Source organism: Leucobacter faecis (genome assembly GCF_054456635.2).
Genome location: NZ_JBTJEP020000023.1, coordinates 1 through 25558 on the forward strand (window position 1 = coordinate 1; position 25558 = coordinate 25558).

A 25558-nucleotide genomic window follows, 5' to 3' on the forward strand; every position below is an offset into this window, starting at 1 on the left:
TGTTTACCGCAAGCTAATTCAGCCGGCCCGCTCTGCGGCCCGGCTTCGTTGCGGCGACAAGAGATAACATTACGCAGTCCCGCCCCGCAGGGCAACCCGAGCCCCAGCGCCGGGCGTGTCGGCTCCCGTCTGTTCACCTACATAGCCCGTTCTTTCATGCGCCGCCTGCTTAGATGGACGGGTGACTACGAGCCATACCCAGCCGCCCTCCCCCGCGGATTTCTCCTTTGCCGTCGATCATCGCCTCGAAAGCGGCGGTGCGCGCGGCAGCAAAGACCAACCACTCGGCCGCGCCGGCACGATCCGCACACCCCACGGTGACATACAGACCCCAGCCTTCATTCCCGTCGGAACGAAGGCCACGGTGAAGGCGGTTCTTCCCGCCAAGGTGAGTGAGCTCGGCGGCCAGGCTGTGCTTGCAAATGCGTACCACCTGTTCTTGCAGCCAGGCAGCGACCTTGTCGACGAGGCCGGTGGGCTCGGTAAGTTCATGAACTGGAGTGGCCCAACGTTCACCGATTCGGGTGGGTTTCAGGTGATGTCACTCGGTGTCGGTTTCAAGAAGGTGATCTCCATGGCCGAGCACGATCACGCGACAACCGACGTGATCGCGAAGACGAAAGAGCGGCTCGCGCACGTCGACGAAGACGGCGTGACGTTCAAGTCTTTTATCAACGGCGACAAACACCGTTTCACACCCGAGGTGTCTATGCAGATTCAGCACCAGCTGGGCGCCGACATCATCTTCGCCTTCGACGAGTGCACCACGCTCCTCAACACGAGGGAATACCAAGAAGACTCTGTAGCCCGCACCGCACGATGGGCAGTGCGGTGCCTCGATGAGCACGCAGCCCAAACCTCGGAGCGATCTCACCGTCCTTACCAGGCGCTCTTCGGTGTCGTGCAGGGAGCGCAGTATGAGGATCTACGTCGCCAGGCCGCGAGCGGGCTCGCCGCCATGACCGGCGACCGTGCGCCCCACCAAACTTTTGACGGTTTTGGTATTGGCGGCGCCCTCGAGAAGACCAAGCTCGGCACCATCACAGGCTGGGTGAGCGATGAGCTGCCCGAGCACAAGCCGCGGCACCTGCTCGGCATCTCAGAACCCGATGATCTGTTTGCGGGCATCGCCGCGGGCGCCGACACCTTTGACTGTGTGGCCCCGTCGCGTCAGGCTCGCGGCGGTAGCATGTACTCCCCCAATGGACGCATCAACGCCAAGTCCGCGGGCCAGCGTCGCCGCTTCGCCCCGCTTGACGAAGAGTGCGACTGCTACACGTGCGAGAACTACACGGCCGCCTACCTGCACCACCTCTTCAAAGCGAAAGAGATGCTCGCCTCCACCCTCGCCACGATCCATAATGAGCGCTACATTGTGCGCCTCGTCGACCGGATCCGGGCCAGCATCATCGATGGCACCTTTGCCGAGCTGCGCGACGAGGTTCTGGGTCGCCAGTACGGTGTCGAGTTCGCGCGCGAGGCGGCAGAGAAGGCACGTGCGCTGCAGGTAGCGCGCGCCTAATCTGCGCCGGATCGCCAAAGGCCGCCGCTCCCAAGGAGCGGCGGCCTTTGCTATGCCAGCGGGTCAGGCTTTGAGCTCGCGCTCCTCCGCCGCGCGCACGAATTTGATCACGCGCGTCGTTACCGGCAAGAGTACGACCTCGGCGAGAACCTTGACGACATAGCCGAGCACGACATACATGACGAAATCGACACCGGTGATAATGCCGGCGAACGCGATCGTACAAAACAATAGCGTGTCGATCAGCTGCCCCGCGATGGTTGAGCCGATAAGCCTGGTGCGCAGAAAGCGCCCCGAGGTGCGGCGCCGCAACCGGTCAAGCACCCAGGCGTTGACGAGCTGACCCGCGAGAAACGCAGCGAGGCTGGCAGCGACGATGCGTGGCACAAACCCGAGCACTGCAGCGAACGCTTCTTGATTGTCCCAGCCTGCCGCGGGCGGCGAGACCTGCACGAGCAGGATCGTGAGCGAGGCAATGAGCGCGAGCCCGAAGGCCGCAAAGATCGCCCGCCGAGACGCCTTCAGCCCGTAGACTTCAGCGAGCACGTCGCCGAGCACATAGGCGAGCGGAAACAAAAAGACGCCGCCGTCAAACACGAGAGGCAGTGACACGTTGCCCAGCGATATCTCGCCAAACGCAATCGGCTTCACGGCGACCACGTTTGAGATCAGCAGAATGCCTACGAAGATGGCTGAGATCGTAGCGTAGCGTGACCCACGTTGCGCCGACCGCGCGCCCGGAGTCAGGTATCCGTTCCCCTCAGTATCAGCTCGGCCCATGCTCAGCTCCGTCGTGTCAGTCATCGATCATCCCCACTCCGAGCGCGCCGCGGATCATGTCCATATTGAGCTTGGCCGCCACTCGCGCACCGTTCCCCGCGGCAATGATGAGCTGTTGCGGGCCGGGAGGCACGATGTCGCCCACGGCATAGACACCGCGCGCGCTTGTCTCGCCGCGGTCATCGACCACCACGAGTCCCCACCCGTCTCGTTCAATCTCGAGGTCGCCCATAAACTCGACGGGCGCACTCCAGCGTGGGCGCACAAATCCACCGACCCGAGGAATGACTTCTCCGTCGGCGAGCCGCACACCGGTCATGTCGGCTTTCTCGCCCACGATGTCGTCGATAGCGCGCCGCTCGACGCGAATCCCAATCGCGGCAAGCTGCGATTCTTGTTCGGGCCGGATCGTGTCTGCTCCGTTGGTAAACACGATCAGGTCTGAACTGAAGCGGCTAATCAAGAGCGCCCGCGCGAACAGGTCGGCTGTTTCACCGATCAGCACGAGCGGCTTGTCGGTTTTCTCGAAGCCATCGCATTCGACGCAGCTGTGCAGCGCAGTGCCATAGTAAGCGCGAATCATGGGCAGCGGCGGCAGCTGTTCGGTGAGCCCGGCTGCGATCAGTACGCGGCGGGCAATGAACTCGGCGTCGCCCGATCCCCGGATCCCGGTGCCGCGCACCCGAAACCCGATGCCGTCTGGAAAGCCGACGGCGTGCGCCTCGCGCTCGCTCAACCGCTCCACTGATCGCGTGATCGCTTGGGCGTACTGCGCGGTCGAGTACGACTCGAACTCTTCGCGCCCGAGCCTGCGCAGTTCGAGCGGTGATGCACCATCTCGCGTCAGAAACCCGTGCGACTGCAGGGTCGCCGAGTGGCGGGGGCGATTACTGTCGAGAATGGCGATGCGCCGGTTGGCGCGCACCAGCTGCAGCCCGGCCGATAGCCCAGCCGGGCCGCCACCGATGATCGCGACGCCAATGGGAAGGTCATTCGCACCCGCCGTCATGGATTACTCCTCGTCTGCAGCTTTCGCGGCCGCCTGCTCAGCCAAGAATGCGGTGAGCTTTGCCAGCCGGGCCAGGGTTTCTTCTTTGCCGAGCAGTTCAAACGACTCGAACAGCGGCGGTGAGATGCGACGTCCCGAGGCAGCGACGCGCAGCGCCCCGAATGCCACGCGGGGTTTGAGCCCCAGCCCGTCGATGAGCGCCGACTGCAGCGCAGTCTGAATCGCCTCGGTGTTCCAGTCTGCAGCCTCGATCGCTTCGAGTGCGGCGGTTCCCGTGGTGAGCACTGCCGTTGAGTCACCCTTGAGTGACTTCAGCGCGTCGTCTTGGTAGCTGAGCGCAGCTGCCTGGGTGAAGAGGAACCCGAGCATGTCGTTGACCTCTGACAGCACGGTGATGCGGCTCTGTACGAGGGGAACAGCCAGGCGCACGGTCTCGAGCTGCGCGGCCGACGGCTCAACGGGCAGCGAGCCACCCGCAATGAGGTACGGCAGAATACGCGTGCCGAAATCCTCTTCACCGAGCAACCGAATGTGGTCGGCGTTGATCGAATCGGCTTTCTTCTGATCGAAGCGCGCGGGGTTGGGGTTCACGTCGGTGACGTCGAACGCTGCGATCATCTCTGCGCTCGTGAAGATATCGCGATCCGGAGCGATTGACCAGCCCAGCAGCGACAGGTAGTTGAGCAGCCCCTCGGGAATAAACCCGCGCGCACGGTGGTGCAGCAGGTTCGACTCGGGGTCGCGCTTGGACAGCTTCTTGTTGCCCTCGCCCAGCACGTATGGCAGGTGACCGAACTGCGGAATAGCCGCCTCGATGCCCAGTTCGACGAGCGCCGAGTGCAGCGCGATCTGGCGGGGCGTTGATGACAGCAGGTCTTCGCCGCGCAGTACGTGGGTGATGCCCATGAGCGCGTCGTCGACCGGGTTTACGAGCGTGTAGAGCGGTGCACCGTTGGGACGTACGACGACAAAGTCGATCGTGGAGCCGGCCGGGAACGTGATGTCGCCGCGCACGAGGTCGGTGAACGACAGATCGATGTCGGGCACCCGAAAACGCAGTGCGGGCTGGCGCCCCTCGGCGCGAAACGCGGCACGCTCTTCGTCAGTCAGGTTGCGGTCAAAGTTGTCGTAGCCGAGCTGCTTGGGGCGGCCGGCAGCGATGTTGCGCGCGTCGATCTCTTCGGCGGTCGAGTAGCTCTCGTAGAGGTGGCCGGCGGCCTGCAGCTGTTCGATAATGCCCTGGTAGATCTCGCCGCGCTGCGACTGGCGGTAGGGGCCGTGCTCGCCCCCCGCGTCGATGCCCTCGTCCCAGGTAAGGCCGAGCCAGCGCAGTGAATCGAGGATCTGAGCGTAGCTCTCCTCGCTGTCGCGCGCTGCATCGGTGTCCTCGATACGAAACACGAAGGTGCCGCCGGTGTGGCGCGCGTAGGCCCAGTTGAACAGGGCGGTGCGCACCATTCCCACGTGTGGTGTACCCGTGGGTGAGGGGCAGAAGCGTACGCGCACGTCAGAACCGGTCGCGGTGGAAAACTTGGGGGCAGCAGTCTCAGACATCGGGTCCAGTCTAGTCGTTGCTCGCGCGTTCGGGCTGCGCGCGATCGCAGGGTGTCTAGATTCGCCGTACGCTCACGATCGAACGATCACGCGCCAGAGCTTCAAGGAGACGATCACACCGCCCACGAGCACCAAACCTGCGATGAGCGCGAGGAGCGGAAACTCGCCGATCGCAAACGCGACCCCCGCGAGCGCTCCCGCGGCGGCGCCCGCCGCGCTCATCGAGGTGTCTGCGCGCCCCTGCCATTTGGGTCGCTCGTGCTCTGGGGTGATGTCGGTGAGCAGCACGGCGCCTGCGACCGTGACCGCGCTCCAGCCCACACCCAAGAGGGTGAGCGAGACCTGCACCGTGAGGTGCGAGTCACCCGCCACGTAGGCGAGCCACGCCGAAATCCCGAGGGTCACAAGACCCGCGGCGATCGTCGGCATGCGGCCGAACTTGTTCGTGGTGTAGCCAAATACGGGCGACAGCGCGTACATGCCCGCGATGTGCAGGCTGAGGGTGAGGCCGACGATCTCGGCGGTACCGCCCGTGTGCATGAGGTGCAGCGGGGTCATCGCCATGAGGCCCACCATCAAAATCTGGGCCACCGCGATCACCACGATCACCGCGACCTGCGCACCCCGCGTGGCGGTGTGCGGGATCGTGACTCGCGAGGTATGCGGCGCGGCGGCGCTTGCCGCCCCGTGATCCGGATCATTGCCCTGCGGCGCACCGGGCTCGCTGGCGCCCTGGGCGGCGAGCTCGATGGCCGTGAGCTCGCGGGCGGTGAGCAGCGGATCGGGCCGCAGCCCGAGCCAGTTGACGAGCGCGGCGAGGGCCTGGGCTGCGCAGGCAAACACGAAGACGCCCGCGAGGGGCGGCACGCCGAGCGCATTGCCCACGACCTCGCCAGGGCCGATGAGGTTGGGGCCGATCACGGCCCCCACGGTGATCATCCAGACGACGAGCGACAGGTCACGCGCGCGGCGCCGCGGCGCCGCAAGATCGGTGGCGGTGAAACGCGACAGCAATTGCACCGCGCTCGCGACGCCGAGCATGCCGAGGCCGAGTGCGAGCACCGGCCACACACCGATCGCTGCACCGATGATCGCCACGACGGCGCCCGCAAACGCCACCAGGCTGCCAATCACGAGCGCCCGGCGGCGGCCGTGGCGCATCGCAACGCGTGCGAGCGGCACGCCCGCGGCCGCGGTGCCCGCGCTGAACATGGCTGAGGCGAGGCCCGAGATTGCGTCGTTGCCGCTCACCTCGGCGAGCAGCAGCGATCCGACCGAGAGGGCTGCGCCAACGCCGAGGCCCCCCAGAATCGTCGCTGCACTGAGCACGACGATCGTGCGGCGCTGCAGCCGCACAATGTGGGTGGGCGTGAGCGTGGCCGTCACGCGACCGGCTCCAAGTGCCACTTTGCGCCGTCGACGCCAGCGAAGAGTCGCTTAGCAAGCCGCACCTGCGGGCTCTCATTAGCCGTGTTCATTGCGACGAGACCGATCGTGCGGTGGCGCGGGGGTTCGAGCTCAAGGGCGCGGGCGTCATCGGGCAACGATCTAGCCGCGGCCAGCGCGAGCCCCGGCACGAGCGCCACGGCCCCGCCTGCGGCGGCCATCGCCAGCATGGCCGGCACGTTGTCTGTCTCTTGAATAATGTCGGGGTCAAACCCTGCCTCTGCCGCGGCTGTGAGCAGGTGTCCGCGACACTTTTCGCAGCCCGCGATCCAGTGGTCGGCCGCAAAATCTTCAAGCTTTGCTCGATCTAGCGCCGGGTCACAGCCGCGCTCTTTCGACACGACGAGCCGCACTTCCTCGCGCCACAGCGGCGTAAATGCGCTCCCGGCGGGCAGCTCGGCGGCGCCCTCGTAGTCAAAGATCAGCGCGCAGTCGACCTCACCGTCGCGCAGCATTGAAGTCGCCTCGGGCGGTTCGGCCTCGCGGTACTGCAGGGCCACGTCGGGTGCTTCTGCCGCGAGCCTGCGCATTAAGTCGGGTACGAGTGTGGCCGATGCCGAGGGGAACCCCACGAGTCGCAGCGTGCCCGCCCGCTCGCCGCGCAGGTCGTCGATCGCGGCAATTGCGGCGTCGATCTCGGCGACGACCGTGCGGCCGTGATCGGCCAAAATATTGCCCGCGGTGGTGAGCCTAATGCCGCGGCCGCTGCGTTCAATGAGCGGCACCCCGAGCTTGGTCTCAACGCGCTTGATGCGCTGACTCACGGCGGGCTGGCTCAGGCCCAGACTCGCGGCGGCGGCGGTGAGCGATCCCGTCGTAGCGAGCGCGTGCAAGATGCGCAGTTCAGTGGAGTCGATTGACCCGAGTGGGTCGGTGCTGCGGGGTGAAGTCATGCTCACGATTGTACGCGAAACATAATAGATAGTGAAACGATTAATAAGAATGATTCGGTTTCATTATATTCAAGGGTCGCCTACGCTCGAACCATGAGCACCGTCGCCACCAGTTTTACGCCCCTCACGCAGGTCACACCAGAGTTTGCGCATGCCCCGGGATACCTGTCGGCCTGCACCTCAGGGCTACCGCCACACGCGACCCTCGCCGCGATGAATCAGTTCACGCAGGCGTGGGCAACGGGTTCGCATGACCCGCAGGCCATCGGTGTCGAGGTGGCGGCCTGCCGCGACGCCTTCGCCCGCATTGCCGGGGTCGCGGCAGGACGGGTGGCGATCGGGTCACAGACTTCGCAGCTGGTGTCGGTGATCGCCGCGAGCCTGCCCGACGGTGCCGAGGTCGTCTGTGTCGCGGGTGACTTCGCGTCGCTCACCCATCCGTTTGAGCAGCAAAGACACCGGGGGGTGCGCGTACGTTACGCCCCGCTTCAACACTTGGCTGCCGCAATCACCCCGGGCACCGCGCTCGTCGCTTTCTCGCTCGTGCAGTCGGCCAGCGGAGAGGTGGCCGACCACGACGCGCTCCTCGCCGCGGCCTCGCGCGTGGGAGCGCGCACGCTGGCCGACCTTACGCAGAGCCTCGGCTGGCTGCCCGTGCCCGCTTCGTTGTTCGACTACACGGTCTGTCACGCTTATAAGTGGTTGTGTGCGCCGCGCGGCACGGCGTTTATGACCGTGGGTGACGGGCTCGATGACACCCTCGTGCCCATCGCAGCGGGCTGGTGCTCGGCCGAGAACGTGTGGGAGTCCTGCTACGCGGGGCACACCCCGCTCGCCGAGAATGCGAGCCGGTTCGACCTCTCCCCCGCCTGGCCGTTGATTGGCGGCACACTCGCGTCGCTCGAGCTGATCGCGGCGCTCGATCCCGCGCAAGTGCAGCGCCACGACGTGGGGCTCGCAAACGCGGCCCGCACGGTACTCGGGTTGCCCGCCTCGAACTCGGCGATCGTGACGTGGGGTGACCCAGACGGCGCAGCCCTTGCTGCGCTACGAGCAGGTGGCATCACCGCGTCGGGCAGACTCGGTAACGCCCGCGTAGCCTTTCACCTGTGGAACACCGAGGCCGACGTCGAGCTCTTAGCCCGTGCCCTGCACGGCGTGCGCCTGCCATAAGGCTCACGCCCCCTCCTGTGTCATTCTGCGGGAGCGAAGCGACTCGCAGAATCCATGCGCAATGGATCCTGCGACTCCTCCGTCGCACAGGATGACGCGAAGCGTACACAGGATGACGCGAAGCGCGTGCGGCTACGCGCGTGCGGCCGCCTCGGCCGCTGCGGCTTCTCTTGCCTCGCGCTTGTCTTCTTCTGACGCGACGAGCTGCCCGCAGGCACCGTCGATCTCTTTACCCCGGGTGTCGCGCAGCGTAGTCGGCACGCCCGCGGCGTTCAACCGATCGACGAACTCGCGCGTCACCTCGCGGGTCGACGAGGTCCAGATCGACCCCGGAGTGGGGTTGAGCGGAATCGGGTTCACGTGCACCCAGCCGCGGCCGCGCGCATTGAGCTTGTCGGCGAGCAGGTCGGCGCGCCAGCCGTGATCATTCATGTCTTTAATGAGGGCGTACTCGATCGAGACGCGGCGGCCGGTCTTCTCGTAGTAGTAGTACGCGGCGTCGAGAACCTCTTCGACCTTCCACCGACTGTTCACTGGGATCAGGTCGTCGCGCAGCTTATCGTCGGGCGCGTGCAGCGACAGCGCAAACGTGATCGCGAGGTCTTCGTCCGCGAGCTTACGAATCGCGGGGGCAAGCCCCACCGTCGACACCGTGATGCCGCGGGCCGACATGCCGAGCCCCTCGGGTGACGGCGCCACCATGCGCTTGACGGCGTTCATGACACGCTTGTAGTTCGCGAGCGGCTCGCCCATGCCCATGAAGACGATGTTGTTGACGCGCTCGGGTTCGGCGCCGTTACCCGCGCGACGCTTGCGACCGAGCCCGCCCTCAGCGATGATGCGGTTTGCCTGCACCACCTGGTCGAGAATCTCGGCGGTCGACATGTTGCGGGTGAGGCCCGCCTGGCCCGTCGCGCAGAACGGGCAGTTCATGCCGCAGCCGCACTGGCTCGACACGCACAGCGTAATGCGGCCCGGGTAGCGCATGAGCACCGACTCAACGAGCGCGCCATCGAACAGCCGCCACAGCATCTTGACCGTGTCACCGTCGTCGGTGACGAGCCGCTTCACCTCGGTGAGCAGCGGCGGAAAGAACACTTCCGCCAGCTCCTCGCGCCGGTCTTTGGGCAGGTCGGTCATCTCGGCCGGGTCGGTCGTGCGGTGCTCAAAGTAGTGCTTTGACAGCTGCTTTGCCCGAAACTTTGGCAGCCCCATCTCTACGACCTTCGCCTCACGCTCAGCGAGTGTCATATCGGCGAGATGCGTGTCGGGCTGCTTGACACGCGGCGAAGCGAACTGCAGCGTCGGCCGGCCATCAGGGTTGGTAAGCTGCTGCCACCCCTCGGTCTTGGGGCGCACCTGCGGCCTGGACTGTGCCTCGGGCGGCGCTGAAGAGCCGCGCGGGCGCGTCTTAATCAACTTGGGGGGCTGATCCTGCTTCGGAGGTAGCGCGGCCGGGCCATGGTTGAGCTTGTTCGGATCCATCGTGCTCTATTGTCGCATGCGGCCCGTGGCGCCCGCTGAGCGGTTGATCCGGTGCGTCACAGCAGCCGCGACCTGATCAAAAAGCGCTGCCCCTCGGGCGCCTCGAGAGAGAACCCGCCGCCGCGGCCCGGCACCGCATCTACCGTCAGGTGCGTGTGCGCCCACACGGCGAACTGCTCTGCCGACATCCAGAACGGGATCAAGCGCGGCTCTTGCCCCGCTTGATCCGGATCCGCGCCCGCCTGCGCCCCCGGGCCGCCCAGCGGCGCGAGCTGGAGCGTGCCGAGCAGCACGTCCTGGCCGCCCGTGCGAAACTCGCCGGCCTGGTAACACATGGGCGCACTGCCATCGCAGCAGCCGCCGGACTGGTGAAACATGAGCGGGCCGTGCATCGCCCACAGCTTGTCGATCAGCGCAATGGCCGCGGGCGTAAACGCGAGCCGGCTCACCGTCTCACCCGGCACCTCGGCACGGGCGGCGACACAGCCCGGTATGTCGGCCGATTTGACGGTCTCAGCAGCGGGTAAGGCACAGGCCTCTTCAGTATTGGCAGCCTCAATATTGACAGTTGATTCAGACACGATCTTCATCTCCTTCGCGGCCAAACTGCCGCCCAATCTCAATGCTACGCCCGAGTGCGGGGAATGCCACGCTAGGGCCTGTGAACCGGCGGCGGGGGGGGGGGGGGGGCGCGCCCCCCCCCCCCCCCCCCCCCCGCCGAGGGTCTTCTACTGCGCCAACGAGCGGCTTAGAAGAAGCCGTCAGCACTCTCCTTGTAGCTCACGAGCAGGTTCTTCGTCTGCTGGTAGTGGTCGAGCATCATCAGGTGGTTCTCGCGGCCGATGCCGCTCGACTTGTACCCGCCAAACGCTGCGTGTGCGGGGTAGGCGTGGTAGTTGTTGACCCACACTCGGCCGGCTTCGATCGCCCGACCCGCACGGTAGGCCGTGTTGCCGTTGCGGCTCCACACCCCGGCTCCAAGCCCGTAGAGCGTGTCGTTGGCGATACGGATGGCATCGTCAAAGTCGGTGAAGGTGGTCGCCGACACCACGGGTCCAAAGATCTCCTCCTGGAAGATGCGCATGTCGTTCGTGCCACGAAAGATGGTGGGCTGAATGTAGAAGCCACCCGCGAACTCGCCGCCGATGTCGTCGACGCCACCACCCGTGAGAATCTGTGCCCCCTCCTGGCGGCCAATGTCGAGGTACGATTTGATCTTCTCGAACTGGTCGTTCGACGCCTGAGCACCCATCATCGTGTCGGTGTCGAGCGGGTTTCCGCGCGTAATCTTCTGTGTGCGCTCGACCACGGCGTCAAGGAAGTCGCCGGCGACCGACTCCTGGATGAGCGCGCGCGACGGGCACGTGCACACCTCGCCCTGATTGAGGGCAAACATAGTGAACCCCTCCTGCGCTTTGTCCCAGTACGCGTCGTCCTTCGCCATCACGTCGTCGAAGAAAATGTTGGGGCTCTTGCCTCCCAGCTCCAGAGTCACGGGAATAATGTTCTCTGAGGCGTACTGCATGATCAGGCGGCCGGTCGTGGTTTCGCCGGTGAACGCGATCTTGCGGATCCGCTTGTTCGACGCGAGCGGCTTACCGGCCTCAGCGCCAAATCCATTGACAATGTTCACGACTCCCGGCGGCAACAGGTCGCCGATCAGTTCAAACAGTACGAGAATTGAGGCGGGAGTCTGCTCTGCAGGCTTCAACACGATCGCGTTGCCCGCTGCAAGCGCGGGGGCGAGCTTCCACGTCGCCATCAGGATCGGGAAGTTCCAGGGGATGATCTGGCCAACGACGCCGAGGGGTTCCTGGAAGTGATAGGCGACGAGGTCATCGTTCACCTGCGAAATGCCGCCCTCCTGCGCACGAATTGCGCCCGCAAAGTACCTGAAGTGGTCGACCGCGAGCGGAATGTCTGCGTTGAGGGTCTCGCGCACGGCCTTGCCGTTATCCCACGTCTCGGCGACGGCGATCATTTCGAGGTTCTGCTCGATGCGGTCTGCGATGCGGTTCAAAATATTGGCGCGCTCGGCGACACTGGTCTTGCCCCAGGCGGGCGCGGCGGCGTGGGCTGCGTCGAGCGCGGCTTCGATGTCTTCTGATGTGCCTCGCGCTACCTCGCAGAACGCTTTGCCCGTGACGGGAGTGATGTTCTCGAAGTACTGCCCTTTCACGGGCGGCACCCACTGGCCCCCAATGTAGTGCTCGTAGCGGCTCTTAAAATTCACCAGGGAGTCGGGTGTTCCCGGCGCAGCGTACACAGTCATGGTGGTCTCCTCTGACAACGTTGTCGGTGGCGAGCCCGCGCGTTGCGAGCCCGTGGCAGACACCATACGCAGCGCAACGTTGCATACGCGTTGCATGCGTGATCTACGCGCACAACATGCGCACAACACGCGCACCACACACGCGCGGGAGCCCGCTATTCGCGCTGCAGCTCACCCAGCTTTGTGACAACTCGCGCCCGTTTCGGCGACAGCGGCGGTAGCACCTGCAGCAGGGTCTGCCACACTTCGATGTCGTGCTGCGCCCAATTTTGCGCGTACTCGAACAGCGCCTCTGCCGCTGCTTGCTGCAGCATCGCCTCACGCAGCGTCGCGTCGACATCTTCGCGCAACCGATTCGCGACGGGGGCGTCAGAGCCCGGCAAAACAGGCCCCTCGTAGGCGGCAAGCGCGAGCCTGTGGGCGCCCCGCTCGAGCGCTTCGAGCGCCTCGAGGGCGTCGACCCGCAGCTCCCCCGCGAGCCGGTATGGCCGCGATTCAAGCCTGAGCGGCAGGTCTTGGGCGGCGAGCCACTTACGCAGACGCACGAGCTCGGCGCGCAGGGTCTGTTCTTGCCGGTCATCACCATAGACATCACCCGCCAACAAAGCGGCGCTGCGTCCCCTGGGCGCCGCTGCAAGGGCGAGGAGTATTTCACCGTGCCGCCCGCCGATCTGATGCGGCGCGCCCGCAAACTCGAGAATTGCTTGCTCTCGCCCCAGCGTCACGAGGCGCGGCGGGAGTTTGCGCGGCGCCGTCGCTGAGCGTGGGCGCGCGACCGGCCGTCGCTTGACGGGTTGCCGCTCGCGTTCGATGAGCGCGCGCAGTGACTCCAGTTTCAACTCGGCATGCACGGCCGCGACCGTCGCCTCTACGAGCGGCATCAGGTGCGGCGATGCTGCCCCATCGCCGCCGGTGACATCGATCACGCCGAGAATCGACCCGCTCTCGGGGTCGTGCACGGGGGCGGCCGTGCAGCTCCACTCATGCACGGCGCGTGCGTAGTGTTCGGCCCCCATGACCTGAATCGCATGGTTCAACGCGATCGCGCTGCCCGGCGCGCTCGTGCCCACGGCCGCCTCTGACCAGTCGACCCCAGCCGCAAAACCCATGTCTTCAGCGCGCGAGCGCATGCGATGCTCGCCATCGATCCACAAGAGTCTCCCGGCGGCGTCACCTACGGCCACGATGAAGCCCGAATCCTGCGCCTCCTGCACAAGCAGTCGTTCGACAACCGGCAGCACCCGCCCGATCGGGTGAGTGGCGCGCAGGTCGATGAGGGCCTGCGGCGTGAGCTGCGCGCGGGCCGGGGCATGATCCGGATCAATCGTATTTTCGTGTGACCTGAGCCAGGAGGCGAGCACGATCGGACGCAACTGGGCGAACCGCTCGAACAGCTCGGGATCGGCGGCTCCATCAGCAATGAACGCTTCGTGCGCTCGCTCAAGCAGCGCACGTCGATCGCGCACACTCTCGCCCGCCTTTAGCGCTCGCCAGTCGCTCATCTCGTGCTCCTTCGTCGCAGCCTTGCACACGAGCGTAGCCGAGCTGGGACGCGCGCGGGGACTACGCGGAGATTTCGTGCGCTGCGCGGTAGAGGTGCAGCAGGCCCGCGGCTCCTCCGTTGCGCCAGGCCTCGAGCTGCCGCTGCGCCGGCCCACCCGCCGCGCGCAGCCGCTCGAGGTACCGTTCGACGATCGCAAGGTCACCCGCGTCATCGAGTTCGCCTGAAACGTAGTCCATGAGCGCCGTGACCACGTCGAACGCTGGCCGCGGCTCCCCCAGCGACGGATGCACGAGGTCGGCCCCGAGCCCGTTGCGCGCGGCGATCCAGTGCGCGCCGCGCAGCACGTCGGGCTGCACGCGCTCGAACGGTTCACCCGCATCGCGCTCGCGTAGCGCACGAGCCACGAGCGCCCGCACGATCAGCGCGAACGCGACCGCGTCGGCGCTCGTGAGCTGCGAGTCTGCGGTGCGCAGCTCGATCGTCGGGTATTTATCTGAGAGCCGGATCGACCAGTTGACGAGCGCCGGGTCGAGCAACGCGCCCGCCCGCACAAGGTCGTGCACGACCGTGTCGTACTCGTGGGCGTTCGCAAAGCTGGGCGGGTACCCCGAGCTGGGCCACTGCTGGATCGACAGGTAGCGCCAACTGGCGTAGCCTGTGTCGCCGCCTAGCCAGACCGGCGAGTTCGCCGTGAGCGCCACGAGTACCGGCGACCACGCTGCAATACGGGCGAACACCTCGACGCCGGCGTCGCGCGAGGGCACTTCAACGTGCACGTGTGTGCCGGTCGAGTAGTAACGCGTCACCATGCCGCGCATGGTGCGGCCGATGTCGAGGTAGCGCTGCTTCTCGACGACGCGGCCCGGCTGGCTGCCGCCGACGGGCGGCAGCCCCGAGCCCGCGAGCACAAGGCCCTGATTGCCGGCGGCCGCTGAGGCCCGGCGCCGAAACTCGCCAAGCTCTTCGAGCGCCGTCGCCGCGGTCTCGCACACCGATGTCGCTGTTTCGACCTGTGAATAAAAGAACTCGTGTTCGCATCTGAGCTCGGGTATCGCGCGAATCAGTTCTACCGCGCCGTCGCGCGGCAGCCCGCTCGTCTGGTCGAGCAGCAGAAACTCCTCCTCGACCCCAAATCTGGGGGCGGCGGGGGTGCGAGCGGTCATAACGCTCACCTTCCGTAGGTGCGCGGCGGCCTCCTGGCCGCCACTGTGAACTCTAGCGAACTGTGTTGCGCAGCGTACCGATACCGTCGATTTCTACTTCGACAGTGTCACCCGCTTCAAGCAGCCCGACCCCCGCGGGTGTGCCCGTCAAGATCACGTCACCCGGCAGTAGCGTGAACGCCTGCGAAGCGTAGGCGACAATCTTTGCGAGCGAATGGATCAGCTGTGACGTGCGGCCGTCTTGCCGCACCTCGCCGTTGACGCGCGTGACGATACGGGCGTCGGCGAGATCCGGATCAGTTTCGATGACGGGCCCGAGCGGGCAGAACGTATCAAACCCCTTGCCGCGGGTCCACTGGCCATCTTTGATTTGCAGGTCACGGGCGCTCACGTCATTGGCGCAGGTGAACCCGAAGACGTACTTCAGTGCGTCTTCTTCTGACACGTCTTTGGCGACCGCGCCGATCACGAGCGCAAGTTCACCCTCGTGTTCGACGCGGTCTGAGATCGCGGGCCGCACGATCGTCTCGTCAGGCCCAATCACCGACGTGTTGGGCTTCAGAAACAGCAACGGTTCGGGCGTTGCCTCGCCGCCCGTGACCTCACGCATCTCGGCAATATGGTCGGCGTAGTTTTTGCCCACGCACACCACCTTGGAGCGCGGAATCACGGGGGCGAGCAGCCGCACCTCGCCGAGCGGCACGCGGCGCCCGGTGGTGTCGTAGCCCGCCACGATCGGGTCGCCGTGCAGCTCGACCAGTTCGACCCCGTCGCCGTTTTCGGCACGGTCAACGATGCCGAACGAAATCTCGCCCTCGTGCAGGTAGCGTGCGATCTTCATACTTGCCCCTTACGCTTATGCCTTTGCCGGCACGATCACGTCGAGCCAGTCGTGCCGGTCTTCGTGGGTGCCAAACTGAATGCCCGTGAGTTCTTCGCGCAGGCTCATCGTGAGAGCTCCCGGGGCGCCGTCACCGAAGTCGATTGTGAAGTCCTTCGCCTTCAACTGACCGATCGGGGTGATCACGGCGGCGGTGCCGCACGCGAACGCCTCGGTGATCGTGCCGTTCAAAACGCCCTCGCGCCACTCGCTGACCGTAACGTCACGTTCTTCGACCGCGTGCCCGCGATCGCGCGCCAGCTGGATCAGGCTGCGACGGGTGATGCCGTCGAGGATGTTGCCGTTGAGTGCGGGAGTGAGAATCGAACCGTCGGCCCGCACCAGGAACAGGTTCATGCCGCCCAGCTCATCGATCGTGTCGACGGTCGCCGAGTCGGTGAACAGTACCTGCTGGCAACCGTTGGCGGTCGCCTCGTTCTGCGGGGCGAGCGAGGCTGCGTAGTTACCGCCGCACTTCGCTGCGCCCGTGCCGCCGCGGCCCGCGCGTGCCAGGGTCTGCGAAAGCCAGATCGAGACAGGCTTCACGCCGCCCGCAAAGTAGGGGCCCGCGGGGCTGGCGATCACCATGAACCGTGCGCGCTGGGCAGCTCGTACGCCCAGGAAGCTCTCGTCTGCGATCATGAACGGCCGCAGGTAGAGGCTCTGGTCGTGGCCGCCGGGTACCCAGTCCGCGTCAATCGTGACGAGCTCATGAACAGCCTGCACGAACAGGTCTTCTGGGATCTCGGGGAGCGCGAGGCGTACCGCTGAGGCGTTGAGGCGCTCGGCGTTGGCGCGTGGGCGGAAGGTGACGATTGATCCGTCGGGGCGGCGGTATGCCTTGAGGCCCTCAAAGATTTCTTGACCGTAGTGCAGCACCGACGAGGCCGGGTCCATCGAGATGGGGCCGTAGGGCAAAACCTGCGGGTTCTGCCAGCCCGCGTCCTTTGTCCACTCGATCGAGACCATGTGATCGGTGAACACGTCGCCGAATCCAGGGTCTTGCAAGAGGGCTTCACGCTCGGCGGCAGGCCGGGGTGTCGCGGGAGTGTGAGAAAAGCTGAGTGTCGTCATGTGTGGGTTCCTACAAAGTTTTCAGTTGAGCTAGGCAGCGCGCACGGGCAGCGCGGCGATCACGGCATTGCCGATCTCGCTCGTGCCCCGAGCGGCGGTGCCGCGGGAGGCGAGGTCTGCGCGCACAGCGGCGCGTACGCGCTCGGCCTCAGCGGGCAGTTCAAGGTGATCGAGCATGATGGCCGCCGACAGGATCGCTGCGGTCGGGTCGGCTTTTTGCTGCCCGGCAATGTCGGGCGCCGAGCCATGTACCGGCTCGAACATGCTCGGAAACGCGCCGTCGGGGTTGATGTTGCCCGATGCCGCGATGCCGATGCCGCCACCGATGGCGCCGGCAAGGTCGGTGAGGATGTCACCAAAGAGATTGTCTGTCACGATCACATCAAACTGGGCCGGGTTTTGCACCATGTGAATCGTGGCGGCGTCGACGTGCATGTAGTCAACAGCGATGTCGGGGTACTGTGCGGCGACCATGCCTACGACTCGCTGCCAGGTGGCACCCGCGTGCACGAGCACGTTGGTCTTGTGCACCCAGGTGAGCTTCTTGCGGGGGCGCTTCGCAGCCATGTCGAAGGCGTAGCGCACGATGCGTTCGACACCAAAGGCGGTGTTCACTGACACCTCGGTCGCGACCTCGTGTGGGGTGCCGCCACGCAGCGTGCCCCCGTTGCCCGCGTACGGGCCTTCGGTGCCCTCGCGCACGACGACGAAGTCGACGTCACCGGGCTCGGCGAGGGTCGAAGCGACACCCGGGAAGAGTGTGCAGGGGCGCACGTTGGCGTACTGGTCGAAGTCGAAGCGCAGCTTGAGCAGCAAGCCGCGCTCGATGTTGGCGTGCTTCAAGCGCTCATCGCCTGGCACACCGCCGACGGCGCCGAACAGGATTGCGTCGTGCTGGGCAATCGCCTGCTGCTCTTCGGCCGGCAGAGTGTCGCCGGTTGCGAGGAATCGCTCTGCCCCGAGTTTGAACTCGGTGCGTTCGAGAGCGACCTCACCGCCAGCAAGCACGGCGTCAAGCACGCGGTTTGCTTGCTCGGTGACCTCGACACCGATCCCATCGCCGGGAATGACTGCGAGTTTAATCGTGCGGGCCACTGAGCGCTCCTCTTCGTGCTGAAACTAGACTCCCCCAGCTTACTGCTCGTACGCCTCACTGCAGACCCGCACGTGGCCCAGGCGGGCCGCGCGCAATAACACCCCAGAAACAACGAAAGCCTCACCCGAGGGTGAGGCTTTCGCGTTTGGTGACCCCAGCGGGATTCGAACCCGCGTTACCGCCGTGAGAGGGCGGCGTACTAGGCCGCTATACGATGGGGCCAAACGCTGTGTTGCAGTGAATTACTTCACGTTTGCAACAAGATATATTTTGACACACTCTGCCGCCGTACAAAAAACTGGGGCGCACGCTCCGCGTGTCACTTCGCGCGTCACTCTGCGCCGCAGCAAGCACGAGACTGTATCAAAATGACGAATCGGTACGAAAAACGCGCACTTATCGCACCGTCTCGTCGTTTTGACACACAACCGTGCACACCTCTTGACACGCGGCCGTGCACACTTCCACAGATACGACGAAAGCCTCACCCGAGGGTGAGGCTTTCGTGTTCGGTGACCCCAGCGGGATTCGAACCCGCGTTACCGCCGTGAGAGGGCGGCGTACTAGGCCGCTATACGATGGGGCCGAACGCATTACCGCTGTGCTTTTCGCATCACCGGCAACAGGTCATAACTTTACACACCCCGGGGGCGACCAGCAAATCGCACCCCGAACCCCGGGAGTGTCGGCCCGAACCCCGCCGCCCGCAATCAATCATTCTGCGCTGGGCTGCGGCCGAAACGGGCGCGCAGGCGTGTCTGGCCCGTCCCACACTTTGATAATGCCCCACGCTACGGCAGCAATCGGCACCGACAGCACGGCCCCCAAGATGCCGCTGAGCACCGTGCCAATCGTCAACGCAAGCAAGATCACCAGGGAGTGCAATTTGAGCGCGCGCCCCATGAGCACCGGCTGCAAGAAGTTTCCCTCAAGCTGGTTCACGAGAACTACGACGCCCACCACCACGATTGCACTAATCGGGCCGTTGGCCACGAGCGCGACAAGCGCCGCGAGCGTGCCGGCGAGGGTCGCTCCCACAATCGGAATAAACGCGAGCACAAACACGAGCACCGACAGCGGCAGCGCGAGCGGCACCTGCAAGATGGCAAGGCCGATGCCGATGCCGATCGCGTCGACGGCCGCGACAGCCGCGGTGCCGCGTACATAGGAACCCAGCGTCTGCACGGTTTTGGCCCCCGCACGCTCGGCTCGACCTAGCGCCTCCCCCTGAAACGGGCGCAGCAAGAAGCGCCAGATCTGCGGCCCGTCTTTCAAGAAGAAAAATAGCACGACCACCAGCAGCACAAGCCCGGTTACAAAACTGGTCACGGCCCCTACGCCTGCGAGCGCCCCCGAGCCAAACTGCGAGCTCGTCAAGAAACCAGTAATGCTGTCTTGCCAGTCTTTGAGCTGCTCGGGGGTGGGCCAAAATGGCAGCTCATGCCCCCAGGCAACCACCTGGTCGAAGCCCTCTTGCGCCTGCTTAGACAGGTCATCCCACTGGTCACGAACGGCCCACACGATCAGCCAGCCGATCCCGGTGAGGATCAGCATGATCGCGAACAGCACCAAGATCGTTGCGAGCAGCGACGGCACGTTTCTCGCACGCAGCCACCCCATCACGGGCGTAAACGTGCTCGCGAAAATGAGCGCGAGCAAGATGGGAATCACGACGGTCGTGAGTGACCTGAGCCCCACGATCACGCCAGCGGTGAGCGCCAGCACGATGATGATCTGCAGCGAGCGCGTGGCGAGCATGCCGAACGTGTCGCCCCACGCCCCGCGCGCAGGCCCGGCAGACCCGGCAGGCCCGGCGGCGGGCGTCGATCCGGATCGATCTTCGCCCGCCGGTGCAACGCCCGCGGCCGCTTCGAGCCGCGCGAGCCGGCGTGCAGTTTCAGCATCATTTCTTCGGAAGAACATGGTGACCTTTCGCCGGTTTTCAGGGCCTGGCACAGGCAGCGCGGTGCCCGAGCGTCTATCGGTTAGCGCTTGGTGGCACGCTGCGCGACGAACTCGCGCAGCGCCTCTTCGTCGTTGCCCATCTCGGTGACGTGCTGCGGCAGTTCGAGCAGCCCGTCCAAGTGCGCGGGAATACCGATGCGCTCGCCGGTCGCCTCGAACACGATCTCGGGAAACTTCTCGGGCTTCGCGGTTTCAAGCACGAGCATCGGCACGCCCGCCTCGACATGCTCGCGCGCCACCTTCACGCCGTCGGCGGTGTGCGGGTCGATGAGTGTACCGGTCGTCTCATACACCGAGCGGATCGTCGCGACGCGGTCGGCGTGAGTCGATGTGCCACTTGCGAAACCGAACTCTGCCACGAAGCGAGGCAGTTCGGCCGTGAGGTCGATGCGGCCGGTCTCGTCGAGTTCGCGCCACGCGGCGGCGAGCCGCTCGGGGTCTCGGCCCAGCAGGTCGAAGATGAAGCGTTCGAGGTTCGACGCCTTTGAAATGTCCATCGAGGGGCTCGAAGTGAGGTAGGTGTCGGCGGCAGCGCGCGGTGCGTACACGCCGGTGCGGAAGAAGTCGTCGAGTACGTTGTTCTCGTTCGCGGCCAGCACCAGCTTACGAATGGGCAGCCCCATCGCGCGTGCCATGTGCCCCGACAAGATGTTGCCGAAGTTGCCCGAGGGTACAGTGAACGACACCTTGTACGCCCCGCGATCAGCCTCTGCGACCTGATCGGTGGCGCGCAGCCACGCCCAGAAGTAGTAGACCATCTGCGCCGAAATACGGCCCAGGTTGATCGAGTTGACCGTGCCGAGATCGTGCTCGCGCTTAAACTCAAGGTCACCCGAAAGTGCCTTCACCAGGTTCTGGCAGTCGTCAAACACGCCCTCGACGGCAATGTTGTGAATGTTCGCATCGGTGAGCGAGTACATCTGCGCCCGCTGAAAGTCGCTCATGCGGCCCTGCGGCGACAGCATGAACACCGAAATGCCAGCTTTGCCCCGCAGGGCGTACTCTGCGGCCGAGCCGGTGTCACCCGAGGTGGCGCCGACAATGTTGAGGGCGCGGTCTGCACCCGCGAGCACGTGCTCGAGCGCCTGCCCAAGAAACTGCATCGCCATATCTTTGAACGCGAGGGTGGGCCCCTCTGAAAGCCCAACGAGCGAGATCTCGCCCTCGAGGTGAGTCACGGGCACGACCGCCTCGTGCACGAAGTTCTCGGCGCTATAAGCGGCCTCACACATGCGCGCGAGATCTGCGCGTGCGATGTCCGTGGCGTAGAGGCCGAGCACCTCGGTGGCAAGCGCCGGGTAGCTGAGCCCCCGCCACGCCTCGATCTGCGCGGCGGAAACCGTGGGAACGGTTTCAGGAACCACGAGTCCGCCGTCGGTGGCAAGCCCCTCGAGGAGAATCTCGCCGTACGATGCGGGCGTCATGCCGCCGCGGGTGGAAAAGTACTTCACCTGTGCTCCTTTGGATCGCTCCCCGAGAATCGGGACAACATGACTCATTCTGCCATTAGCCGCGCTGCCAGGCGTTCATGTAACACCAAGGCGCGATTTTCTCGCGTTTCATCACGCCCGCACCGCTGCCCGCGCGCTATCGTGTGCAACAACGCACTCGCGTAAACACGCGCGGGGCGGCGGCACACACACTACGAAAACAGCTGGGAGATCACATGCTCAAGGGATTCAAGGAGTTTTTGCTGCGCGGCAACGTCGTCGACCTCGCGGTCGCGGTCGTCATTGGCGCAGCGTTCAACGCTGTCGTTGATCGGGTCGTCACCTCGCTCATCACCCCCATCATTGGCATGGTGTTCAAGGCCGACTCGCTCGACACAGCACTCATGATCCCGCTGCCCGGCGGCGGCGCGATCGAGCTTGGCGCGGTGCTCGGGGCCTTGCTCAACTTTGTGATCGTCGCGGCCGTCGTCTACTTTGTGTTCGTCGTGCCTATGAACCGGATGCGCAAGACCGAACCCGAAGAGGTGGCCACCGGCCCCAGCGAGCAAGAGCTGCTCACTGAGATTCGCGATCTGCTGCGTGCGCAGCAAAAGAGCTAGCCTGAACTGAACGCAGTTCTCGGAGCGCAATTGTCTGCGGCGAAGCAAACGGCGGGGCCGGATCATTGATCCGGCCCCGCCGTTTGCTTTGCGGCCTACGCGCCCTGCGCCGCTCGCAAGAAGCTAGCCCTCTCGCGCGTCGAGCCGCGCGAGGAACAGCGCCTCGGTGAGCACCGACTTGCGAAATGCCTCGATGTGCAGCGACTCGTTGGGGCTGTGGGCGCGGCCGTCTGGATCTTCGACGCCGGTGACGAGAATCTCGGCCTCGGGAAACTCGTTCACAAGCTCGGCGATGAACGGGATCGACCCGCCCGCACCCATGTCGACTGGCGCCTTCTCCCACGCGTCGGCCATGGCCCGGCGCACCTCGGCGACCGCCGGGCCGCTCGTGTCAACGAGGAACGCCTGGCCGAGGCCCGGGTCTTCGAAGGTGAGCTTCGCGCCAAACGGTGCCCTCGCCTCGAGGTGCTGCTTGATCGCCTCGTACGCGGCCACCGGATCCTGACCGGGCGCAATCCGCGCGCTGATACGTACGCGCGTGGCGGGAATCAGCGTGTTCGAGGCGTTCGCGATGCTCGGCGCGTCGATGCCCGTGATTGAGATTGCAGGCTGCGCCCAAATGCGCGACAGAATCTCGCCGCGGCCGATCGTGCTGACACCGGGCAGCAGCGCCGACTCTTCACGCAGCCTGGCCTCATCGTAGGGAGGCGCCTTGATCTCAGCCGAGCCGAGCCCCGCGACCGCGACCGCGCCGTCAGCGTCCCACAGGGTGTCAAGCAGGCGCACCGTTGCGAGCATCGCGTCGGGCACCGCGCCCCCAAACATGCCCGAGTGTGAGGCGTGGCCGAGCGTCTCGACGCTCAGGTTAAACGCGACCGCACCGCGCAACGCGATTGTGAGCGCCGGCGTCTCTTCGTCCCAGTTACCCGAGTCGGCGACAATGATGGCGTCAGCCTTGAGGAGTTCACGGTTTTCACGAAGGAAGCTGCCGAACGAGCCAGACGCCCACTCTTCTTCTCCCTCAATGAACAAAGCGATGCCCAGGTCGAGCTCGCGCCCCTCGGCTTCGGCCGCTGCGGCGAGCGCCCGGATCGCACCGACGTGGGCCATGACGCCCGCTTTGTCGTCGGCGGCGCCGCGGCCGTACAGCCTGCCGTTACGTTCGGTGGGTTCGAACGCTGGGCTCACCCAGTCTTCATCCTTGCCGGGGGGCTGGACATCGTGGTGGGCGTACAGCAGCACGGTGGAGCGGCCGTTACGTGGTTCGCGTCGTGCGACGACGGCGGGCTGGCCGTACTGCACTTCGGTGGCGCCCTCGGGCTGTACGTCGAGCGGCGCGCGGCGAATATCGACCTCGTCGAAGATGCCGATCTCGCGCAGCATGCCCGCGATGTCTTGGGCGCTACGCTGCAGGTGTTCGTGGTTGAAGGCGGGCCACGAGACCGACGGAATGCGTACGAGCCGTTCGAGGTCTGCGATGGTGGCGGTGAAGTTGTCTGTTACGTGCGCGCGTACGCTTTGTTCGGTGTGCGCGGTGCGATCTGCGTGCGCGGTGCTGTCGTTTGCCATGCGGCGTCCCCTTCGGTGTCACGGTGCCCGTGCCGGGCTGCTCATTCAGCCTATCGCCGCTCTTTCGTCGAACCACTACACTGGCCGAATGGACGGTGTACACGATTTGGCGCTTGCGCGCGCAAGTTTTCCGATGCGTCGCGGCCAGGGCCGGCGTCGCACGAAAAAGGTTTACGGTGCACTGCTCGCCGCTGCGTTGGTCACACTGGTCTGCGTGGCCGGGAGCCCTGTCGACGACCTCATAGCGGCGACGCCCGCGGCAGCTGCCCCGTTAGAGACGCCTGCCCCGCCCACCGGCGGCGCGTACCCCGCGGGGGCGGCGACCGTGCAGTTGCTGGCGATCAACGATTTTCACGGCCGGATCGAGGCCGCTCCCGCGGCGAATGACCGCGGCCCGGCGGGGGCCGCGGTTCTCGCGGGGGCGGTGACGCAGCTCACCGCAGACAACCCCAACACCGTGTTGGTGGCGGCGGGCGACAACATTGGGGCTTCGACGTTTACTTCGGCGATCGCGCAGGATGAACCAACGATTGATGCGCTGCTCGCGGCGGGGCTTGCGGCCTCAGCCGTGGGTAACCACGAGTTTGATCGCGGCTTTGCTGACCTGCGCGATCGTGTGATGCCGAGGTACGGGGATCCTGCGTTCACCCTCGGAGCGAACGTGTATGACCGCGCTACCGGTGTTCCGGTGCTCGGCGAGTACACGATCATTGAACGCGGAGGCATCAAGATCGGGCTCATTGGCACGGTGACCGAGCACACGGCGATCGCGGTAAACCCTGCCCTCATCGCGGGGCTCGAGTTTCGCTCGCAACTCGACACTGTCAACCGCGTCGCAGCAGACATCGACAACTTTGTCGACGCGACCGTGCTGTTGACGCACGACGGCTTTGCTAGTGAGAACTGCGTGGTGAATGCGACCGAAGCGTCGACGTTTGGCGACCTTGCGCGCGAAGCGTCACCCCTCGTCGACGCGATCGTGTCTGGTCACTCCCACCTGCAGTACAACTGTACGGTGGCTGGGCGCCCGGTCATTCAAACGGGCAATTACGGGAGCGCCCTCGGTCAGATCGAGCTGCGCTTTGACGTCACAGGCGTAACCCCTGTGTTCACCGGGGCCACGAGCGACCTCCTGCCGCTGAGCGCGGGCGGCGTACCCAGCTATGGAGCCGACCCCACGGTGTCGGCCATCGTTGACTCCGCTGTCGCTACAGCCGAGGTGCTGGGCAACAGACCCGTCGGCCGCATTGCCGGTGACATTGTGCGCGGCGGCACTCCCCCGGGCAGCGACCGCTCGGTCGAATCAGCGCTGGGCAATCTGCTGGCAGACATTACGCTTGCGTCACTGGCCGGCGCAGACCTGGGGGTTGTTAATCCGGGGAGCATGCGTGAAGACCTCATATTCGATGCGGCCACCCTGCCGCACCCCGGCACAGTCACCTACCGCGACGTCGCAAACGTGCAGCCCTTTGCCAACATGATGGCGAGCGTGAAGCTCACGGGCGCTCAGCTGAAGCAGATGCTCGAACAGCAGTGGTCGAATGATCAAAACGGCACCGAGGTGAAACGTCACTTGGGCATTTCAGACGCCCTCAGATACACCTATATTTCTGATGCCCCCGCGGGCTCGCGCATCACCTCGATGAAGCTCAACGGCGTGGACGTCGCACCTGCCGTCACCTACACCGTCGTTACGAACGCGTTTCTCGCAGCTGGCGGCGACGGCTTCACCGTGTTTGGGGAGGGTGCAGAGCTTACCGAACTGGCGTTCACTGACACTCAGATCACGCTCGATTACTTCGCGACCCGTGATGTGGTGGCCTCCCCCGGTCTAGGCCGCTCTCAGGTGGGTACCGCACCGGGCGATGAAGAAGATGGCGTTGCCGACGGCGACGATGACGGACGGGAAGAGACTGACCAGGGGAAGACTCCCCCACCCGCCTCCCAGTCCGACGGCACGAACGGTGCTACTACCACCCCCGCACCAGCGCTCGCTCGTACGGGCTCAAGCGCTGGTGCTGGGCATGCGGTGATCGCGTGGGGCGGCTTTACGCTCGCCGCCGCAGCGATGTGCATGCTGGCAGAGGTGCTGCGATCTCGACGGCGGAGCTAGGGGCTTCGCA

20 protein-coding genes and 2 tRNA genes are annotated in these 25558 nt (G+C 65.3%); 4 read left to right on the forward strand and 18 right to left on the reverse strand.

Annotation, left to right across the window (positions count from 1 at the left end):
- Nucleotides 1–181 precede the first annotated feature (181 nt).
- The gene (gene tgt, locus ACXR2T_RS14195; RefSeq protein ID WP_458816583.1) at nucleotides 182–1522 is read left to right on the forward strand and encodes a tRNA guanosine(34) transglycosylase Tgt; all 1341 of its coding nucleotides are present in this window, start codon (nucleotides 182–184) and stop codon (nucleotides 1520–1522) included.
- Nucleotides 1523–1585: 63 nt separating this feature from the next.
- Here tgt and ACXR2T_RS14200 read toward each other — a convergent pair whose 3' ends face one another.
- The 5 genes from ACXR2T_RS14200 to ACXR2T_RS14220 form a co-directional block, all read right to left on the reverse strand.
- Complete coding sequence (locus tag ACXR2T_RS14200; RefSeq protein WP_458816586.1) at nucleotides 1586–2326, reverse strand: queuosine precursor transporter; 741 nt, start codon at nucleotides 2324–2326, stop codon at nucleotides 1586–1588.
- Nucleotides 2319–3311: an NAD(P)/FAD-dependent oxidoreductase gene (locus tag ACXR2T_RS14205; RefSeq protein WP_458840087.1), complete on the reverse strand. Its 993-nt coding sequence runs from the start codon at nucleotides 3309–3311 to the stop codon at nucleotides 2319–2321. The genes ACXR2T_RS14200 and ACXR2T_RS14205 overlap by 8 nt, the downstream gene beginning before the upstream one ends.
- Nucleotides 3312–3314: 3 nt before the next feature.
- Nucleotides 3315–4865 carry a glutamate--tRNA ligase gene (gltX, locus tag ACXR2T_RS14210; protein ID WP_458840089.1) on the reverse strand — a complete coding sequence of 517 codons (1551 nt, stop codon included), beginning with the start codon at nucleotides 4863–4865 and terminating at the stop codon, nucleotides 3315–3317.
- Nucleotides 4866–4937: 72 nt separating this feature from the next.
- The gene (locus ACXR2T_RS14215; RefSeq protein WP_458816592.1) at nucleotides 4938–6251 is read right to left on the reverse strand and encodes an MFS transporter; all 1314 of its coding nucleotides are present in this window, start codon (nucleotides 6249–6251) and stop codon (nucleotides 4938–4940) included.
- Entirely contained in the window at nucleotides 6248–7204 is a 957-nt protein-coding gene (locus ACXR2T_RS14220; protein ID WP_458816594.1) for a LysR family transcriptional regulator, read from the reverse strand. Before ACXR2T_RS14220 ends, ACXR2T_RS14215 begins: the two co-directional genes overlap by 4 nt.
- Nucleotides 7205–7297: 93 nt before the next feature.
- Here ACXR2T_RS14220 and ACXR2T_RS14225 point away from each other — a divergent pair, with 93 nt between their 5' ends.
- On the forward strand, nucleotides 7298–8377 hold the full coding sequence (locus tag ACXR2T_RS14225) for an aminotransferase class V-fold PLP-dependent enzyme (protein ID WP_458840091.1): 1080 nt from the start codon (nucleotides 7298–7300) through the stop codon (nucleotides 8375–8377).
- Nucleotides 8378–8509: 132 nt separating this feature from the next.
- On the opposite strand, the gene rlmN is transcribed toward ACXR2T_RS14225, so the two are convergent.
- From rlmN to thrC, 12 genes are all read right to left on the reverse strand, one after another.
- Nucleotides 8510–9862: a dual-specificity RNA methyltransferase RlmN gene (gene rlmN, locus ACXR2T_RS14230; RefSeq protein ID WP_458840093.1), complete on the reverse strand. Its 1353-nt coding sequence runs from the start codon at nucleotides 9860–9862 to the stop codon at nucleotides 8510–8512.
- A gap of 56 nt (nucleotides 9863–9918) precedes the next feature.
- Nucleotides 9919–10356: a DUF779 domain-containing protein gene (locus ACXR2T_RS14235; protein WP_458840129.1), complete on the reverse strand. Its 438-nt coding sequence runs from the start codon at nucleotides 10354–10356 to the stop codon at nucleotides 9919–9921.
- A gap of 254 nt (nucleotides 10357–10610) precedes the next feature.
- Nucleotides 10611–12134, reverse strand: coding sequence for an acetaldehyde dehydrogenase ExaC (gene exaC / locus ACXR2T_RS14240; RefSeq protein WP_458816600.1), 1524 nt, complete (start codon nucleotides 12132–12134; stop codon nucleotides 10611–10613).
- Nucleotides 12135–12289: 155 nt separating this feature from the next.
- Entirely contained in the window at nucleotides 12290–13636 is a 1347-nt protein-coding gene (locus ACXR2T_RS14245) for a transcriptional regulator (RefSeq protein ID WP_458840095.1), read from the reverse strand.
- Nucleotides 13637–13697: 61 nt separating this feature from the next.
- Nucleotides 13698–14801, reverse strand: coding sequence for a carboxylate-amine ligase (locus ACXR2T_RS14250; protein WP_458840097.1), 1104 nt, complete (start codon nucleotides 14799–14801; stop codon nucleotides 13698–13700).
- Nucleotides 14802–14853: 52 nt separating this feature from the next.
- Nucleotides 14854–15642: a fumarylacetoacetate hydrolase family protein gene (locus ACXR2T_RS14255; RefSeq protein ID WP_458816606.1), complete on the reverse strand. Its 789-nt coding sequence runs from the start codon at nucleotides 15640–15642 to the stop codon at nucleotides 14854–14856.
- A 15-nt stretch (nucleotides 15643–15657) separates the two neighbouring features.
- Complete coding sequence (locus ACXR2T_RS14260; protein ID WP_458840099.1) at nucleotides 15658–16755, reverse strand: branched-chain amino acid aminotransferase; 1098 nt, start codon at nucleotides 16753–16755, stop codon at nucleotides 15658–15660.
- A 30-nt stretch (nucleotides 16756–16785) separates the two neighbouring features.
- The gene (locus tag ACXR2T_RS14265) at nucleotides 16786–17850 is read right to left on the reverse strand and encodes a 3-isopropylmalate dehydrogenase (protein ID WP_458840101.1); all 1065 of its coding nucleotides are present in this window, start codon (nucleotides 17848–17850) and stop codon (nucleotides 16786–16788) included.
- Nucleotides 17851–17997: 147 nt separating this feature from the next.
- Nucleotides 17998–18073: transfer RNA gene (locus ACXR2T_RS14270), tRNA-Glu, on the reverse strand.
- Nucleotides 18074–18364: 291 nt separating this feature from the next.
- A tRNA-Glu gene (locus ACXR2T_RS14275) sits at nucleotides 18365–18437 on the reverse strand.
- Nucleotides 18438–18565: 128 nt separating this feature from the next.
- Entirely contained in the window at nucleotides 18566–19774 is a 1209-nt protein-coding gene (locus ACXR2T_RS14280; protein ID WP_458840102.1) for an AI-2E family transporter, read from the reverse strand.
- Nucleotides 19775–19836: 62 nt separating this feature from the next.
- Entirely contained in the window at nucleotides 19837–21267 is a 1431-nt protein-coding gene (gene thrC, locus ACXR2T_RS14285; protein WP_458840104.1) for a threonine synthase, read from the reverse strand.
- A 215-nt stretch (nucleotides 21268–21482) separates the two neighbouring features.
- Here thrC and mscL point away from each other — a divergent pair, with 215 nt between their 5' ends.
- Nucleotides 21483–21866 (forward strand): large conductance mechanosensitive channel protein MscL, encoded by a 384-nt coding sequence (gene mscL, locus ACXR2T_RS14290; protein ID WP_458816616.1) that lies wholly within the window; start codon nucleotides 21483–21485, stop codon nucleotides 21864–21866.
- Nucleotides 21867–21989: 123 nt separating this feature from the next.
- Here the strand turns inward: mscL and ACXR2T_RS14295 are convergent, their stop codons facing one another.
- Nucleotides 21990–23435, reverse strand: coding sequence for a dipeptidase (locus ACXR2T_RS14295; RefSeq protein WP_458816618.1), 1446 nt, complete (start codon nucleotides 23433–23435; stop codon nucleotides 21990–21992).
- Between the two features lie 88 nt (nucleotides 23436–23523).
- Here ACXR2T_RS14295 and ACXR2T_RS14300 point away from each other — a divergent pair, with 88 nt between their 5' ends.
- The gene (locus ACXR2T_RS14300) at nucleotides 23524–25548 is read left to right on the forward strand and encodes a bifunctional metallophosphatase/5'-nucleotidase (RefSeq protein ID WP_458840106.1); all 2025 of its coding nucleotides are present in this window, start codon (nucleotides 23524–23526) and stop codon (nucleotides 25546–25548) included.
- The last annotated feature ends 10 nt before the right edge of the window (nucleotides 25549–25558 follow it).

Coding starts and splice junctions, on each gene's coding strand:
- ACXR2T_RS14255 (WP_458816606.1), bottom strand. CDS start 15,642: ATGAAGATCGCACGCTACCTGCACGAGGGCGAGATTTCGTTCGGCATC.
- exaC (WP_458816600.1), bottom strand. CDS start 12,134: ATGACTGTGTACGCTGCGCCGGGAACACCCGACTCCCTGGTGAATTTT.
- ACXR2T_RS14260 (WP_458840099.1), bottom strand. CDS start 16,755: ATGACGACACTCAGCTTTTCTCACACTCCCGCGACACCCCGGCCTGCC.
- ACXR2T_RS14245 (WP_458840095.1), bottom strand. CDS start 13,636: ATGAGCGACTGGCGAGCGCTAAAGGCGGGCGAGAGTGTGCGCGATCGA.
- ACXR2T_RS14225 (WP_458840091.1), top strand. CDS start 7,298: ATGAGCACCGTCGCCACCAGTTTTACGCCCCTCACGCAGGTCACACCA.
- ACXR2T_RS14200 (WP_458816586.1), bottom strand. CDS start 2,326: ATGACTGACACGACGGAGCTGAGCATGGGCCGAGCTGATACTGAGGGG.
- ACXR2T_RS14300 (WP_458840106.1), top strand. CDS start 23,524: ATGGACGGTGTACACGATTTGGCGCTTGCGCGCGCAAGTTTTCCGATG.
- rlmN (WP_458840093.1), bottom strand. CDS start 9,862: ATGGATCCGAACAAGCTCAACCATGGCCCGGCCGCGCTACCTCCGAAG.
- ACXR2T_RS14250 (WP_458840097.1), bottom strand. CDS start 14,801: ATGACCGCTCGCACCCCCGCCGCCCCCAGATTTGGGGTCGAGGAGGAG.
- ACXR2T_RS14280 (WP_458840102.1), bottom strand. CDS start 19,774: ATGTTCTTCCGAAGAAATGATGCTGAAACTGCACGCCGGCTCGCGCGG.
- ACXR2T_RS14205 (WP_458840087.1), bottom strand. CDS start 3,311: ATGACGGCGGGTGCGAATGACCTTCCCATTGGCGTCGCGATCATCGGT.
- gltX (WP_458840089.1), bottom strand. CDS start 4,865: ATGTCTGAGACTGCTGCCCCCAAGTTTTCCACCGCGACCGGTTCTGAC.
- ACXR2T_RS14295 (WP_458816618.1), bottom strand. CDS start 23,435: ATGGCAAACGACAGCACCGCGCACGCAGATCGCACCGCGCACACCGAA.
- ACXR2T_RS14220 (WP_458816594.1), bottom strand. CDS start 7,204: ATGACTTCACCCCGCAGCACCGACCCACTCGGGTCAATCGACTCCACT.
- mscL (WP_458816616.1), top strand. CDS start 21,483: ATGCTCAAGGGATTCAAGGAGTTTTTGCTGCGCGGCAACGTCGTCGAC.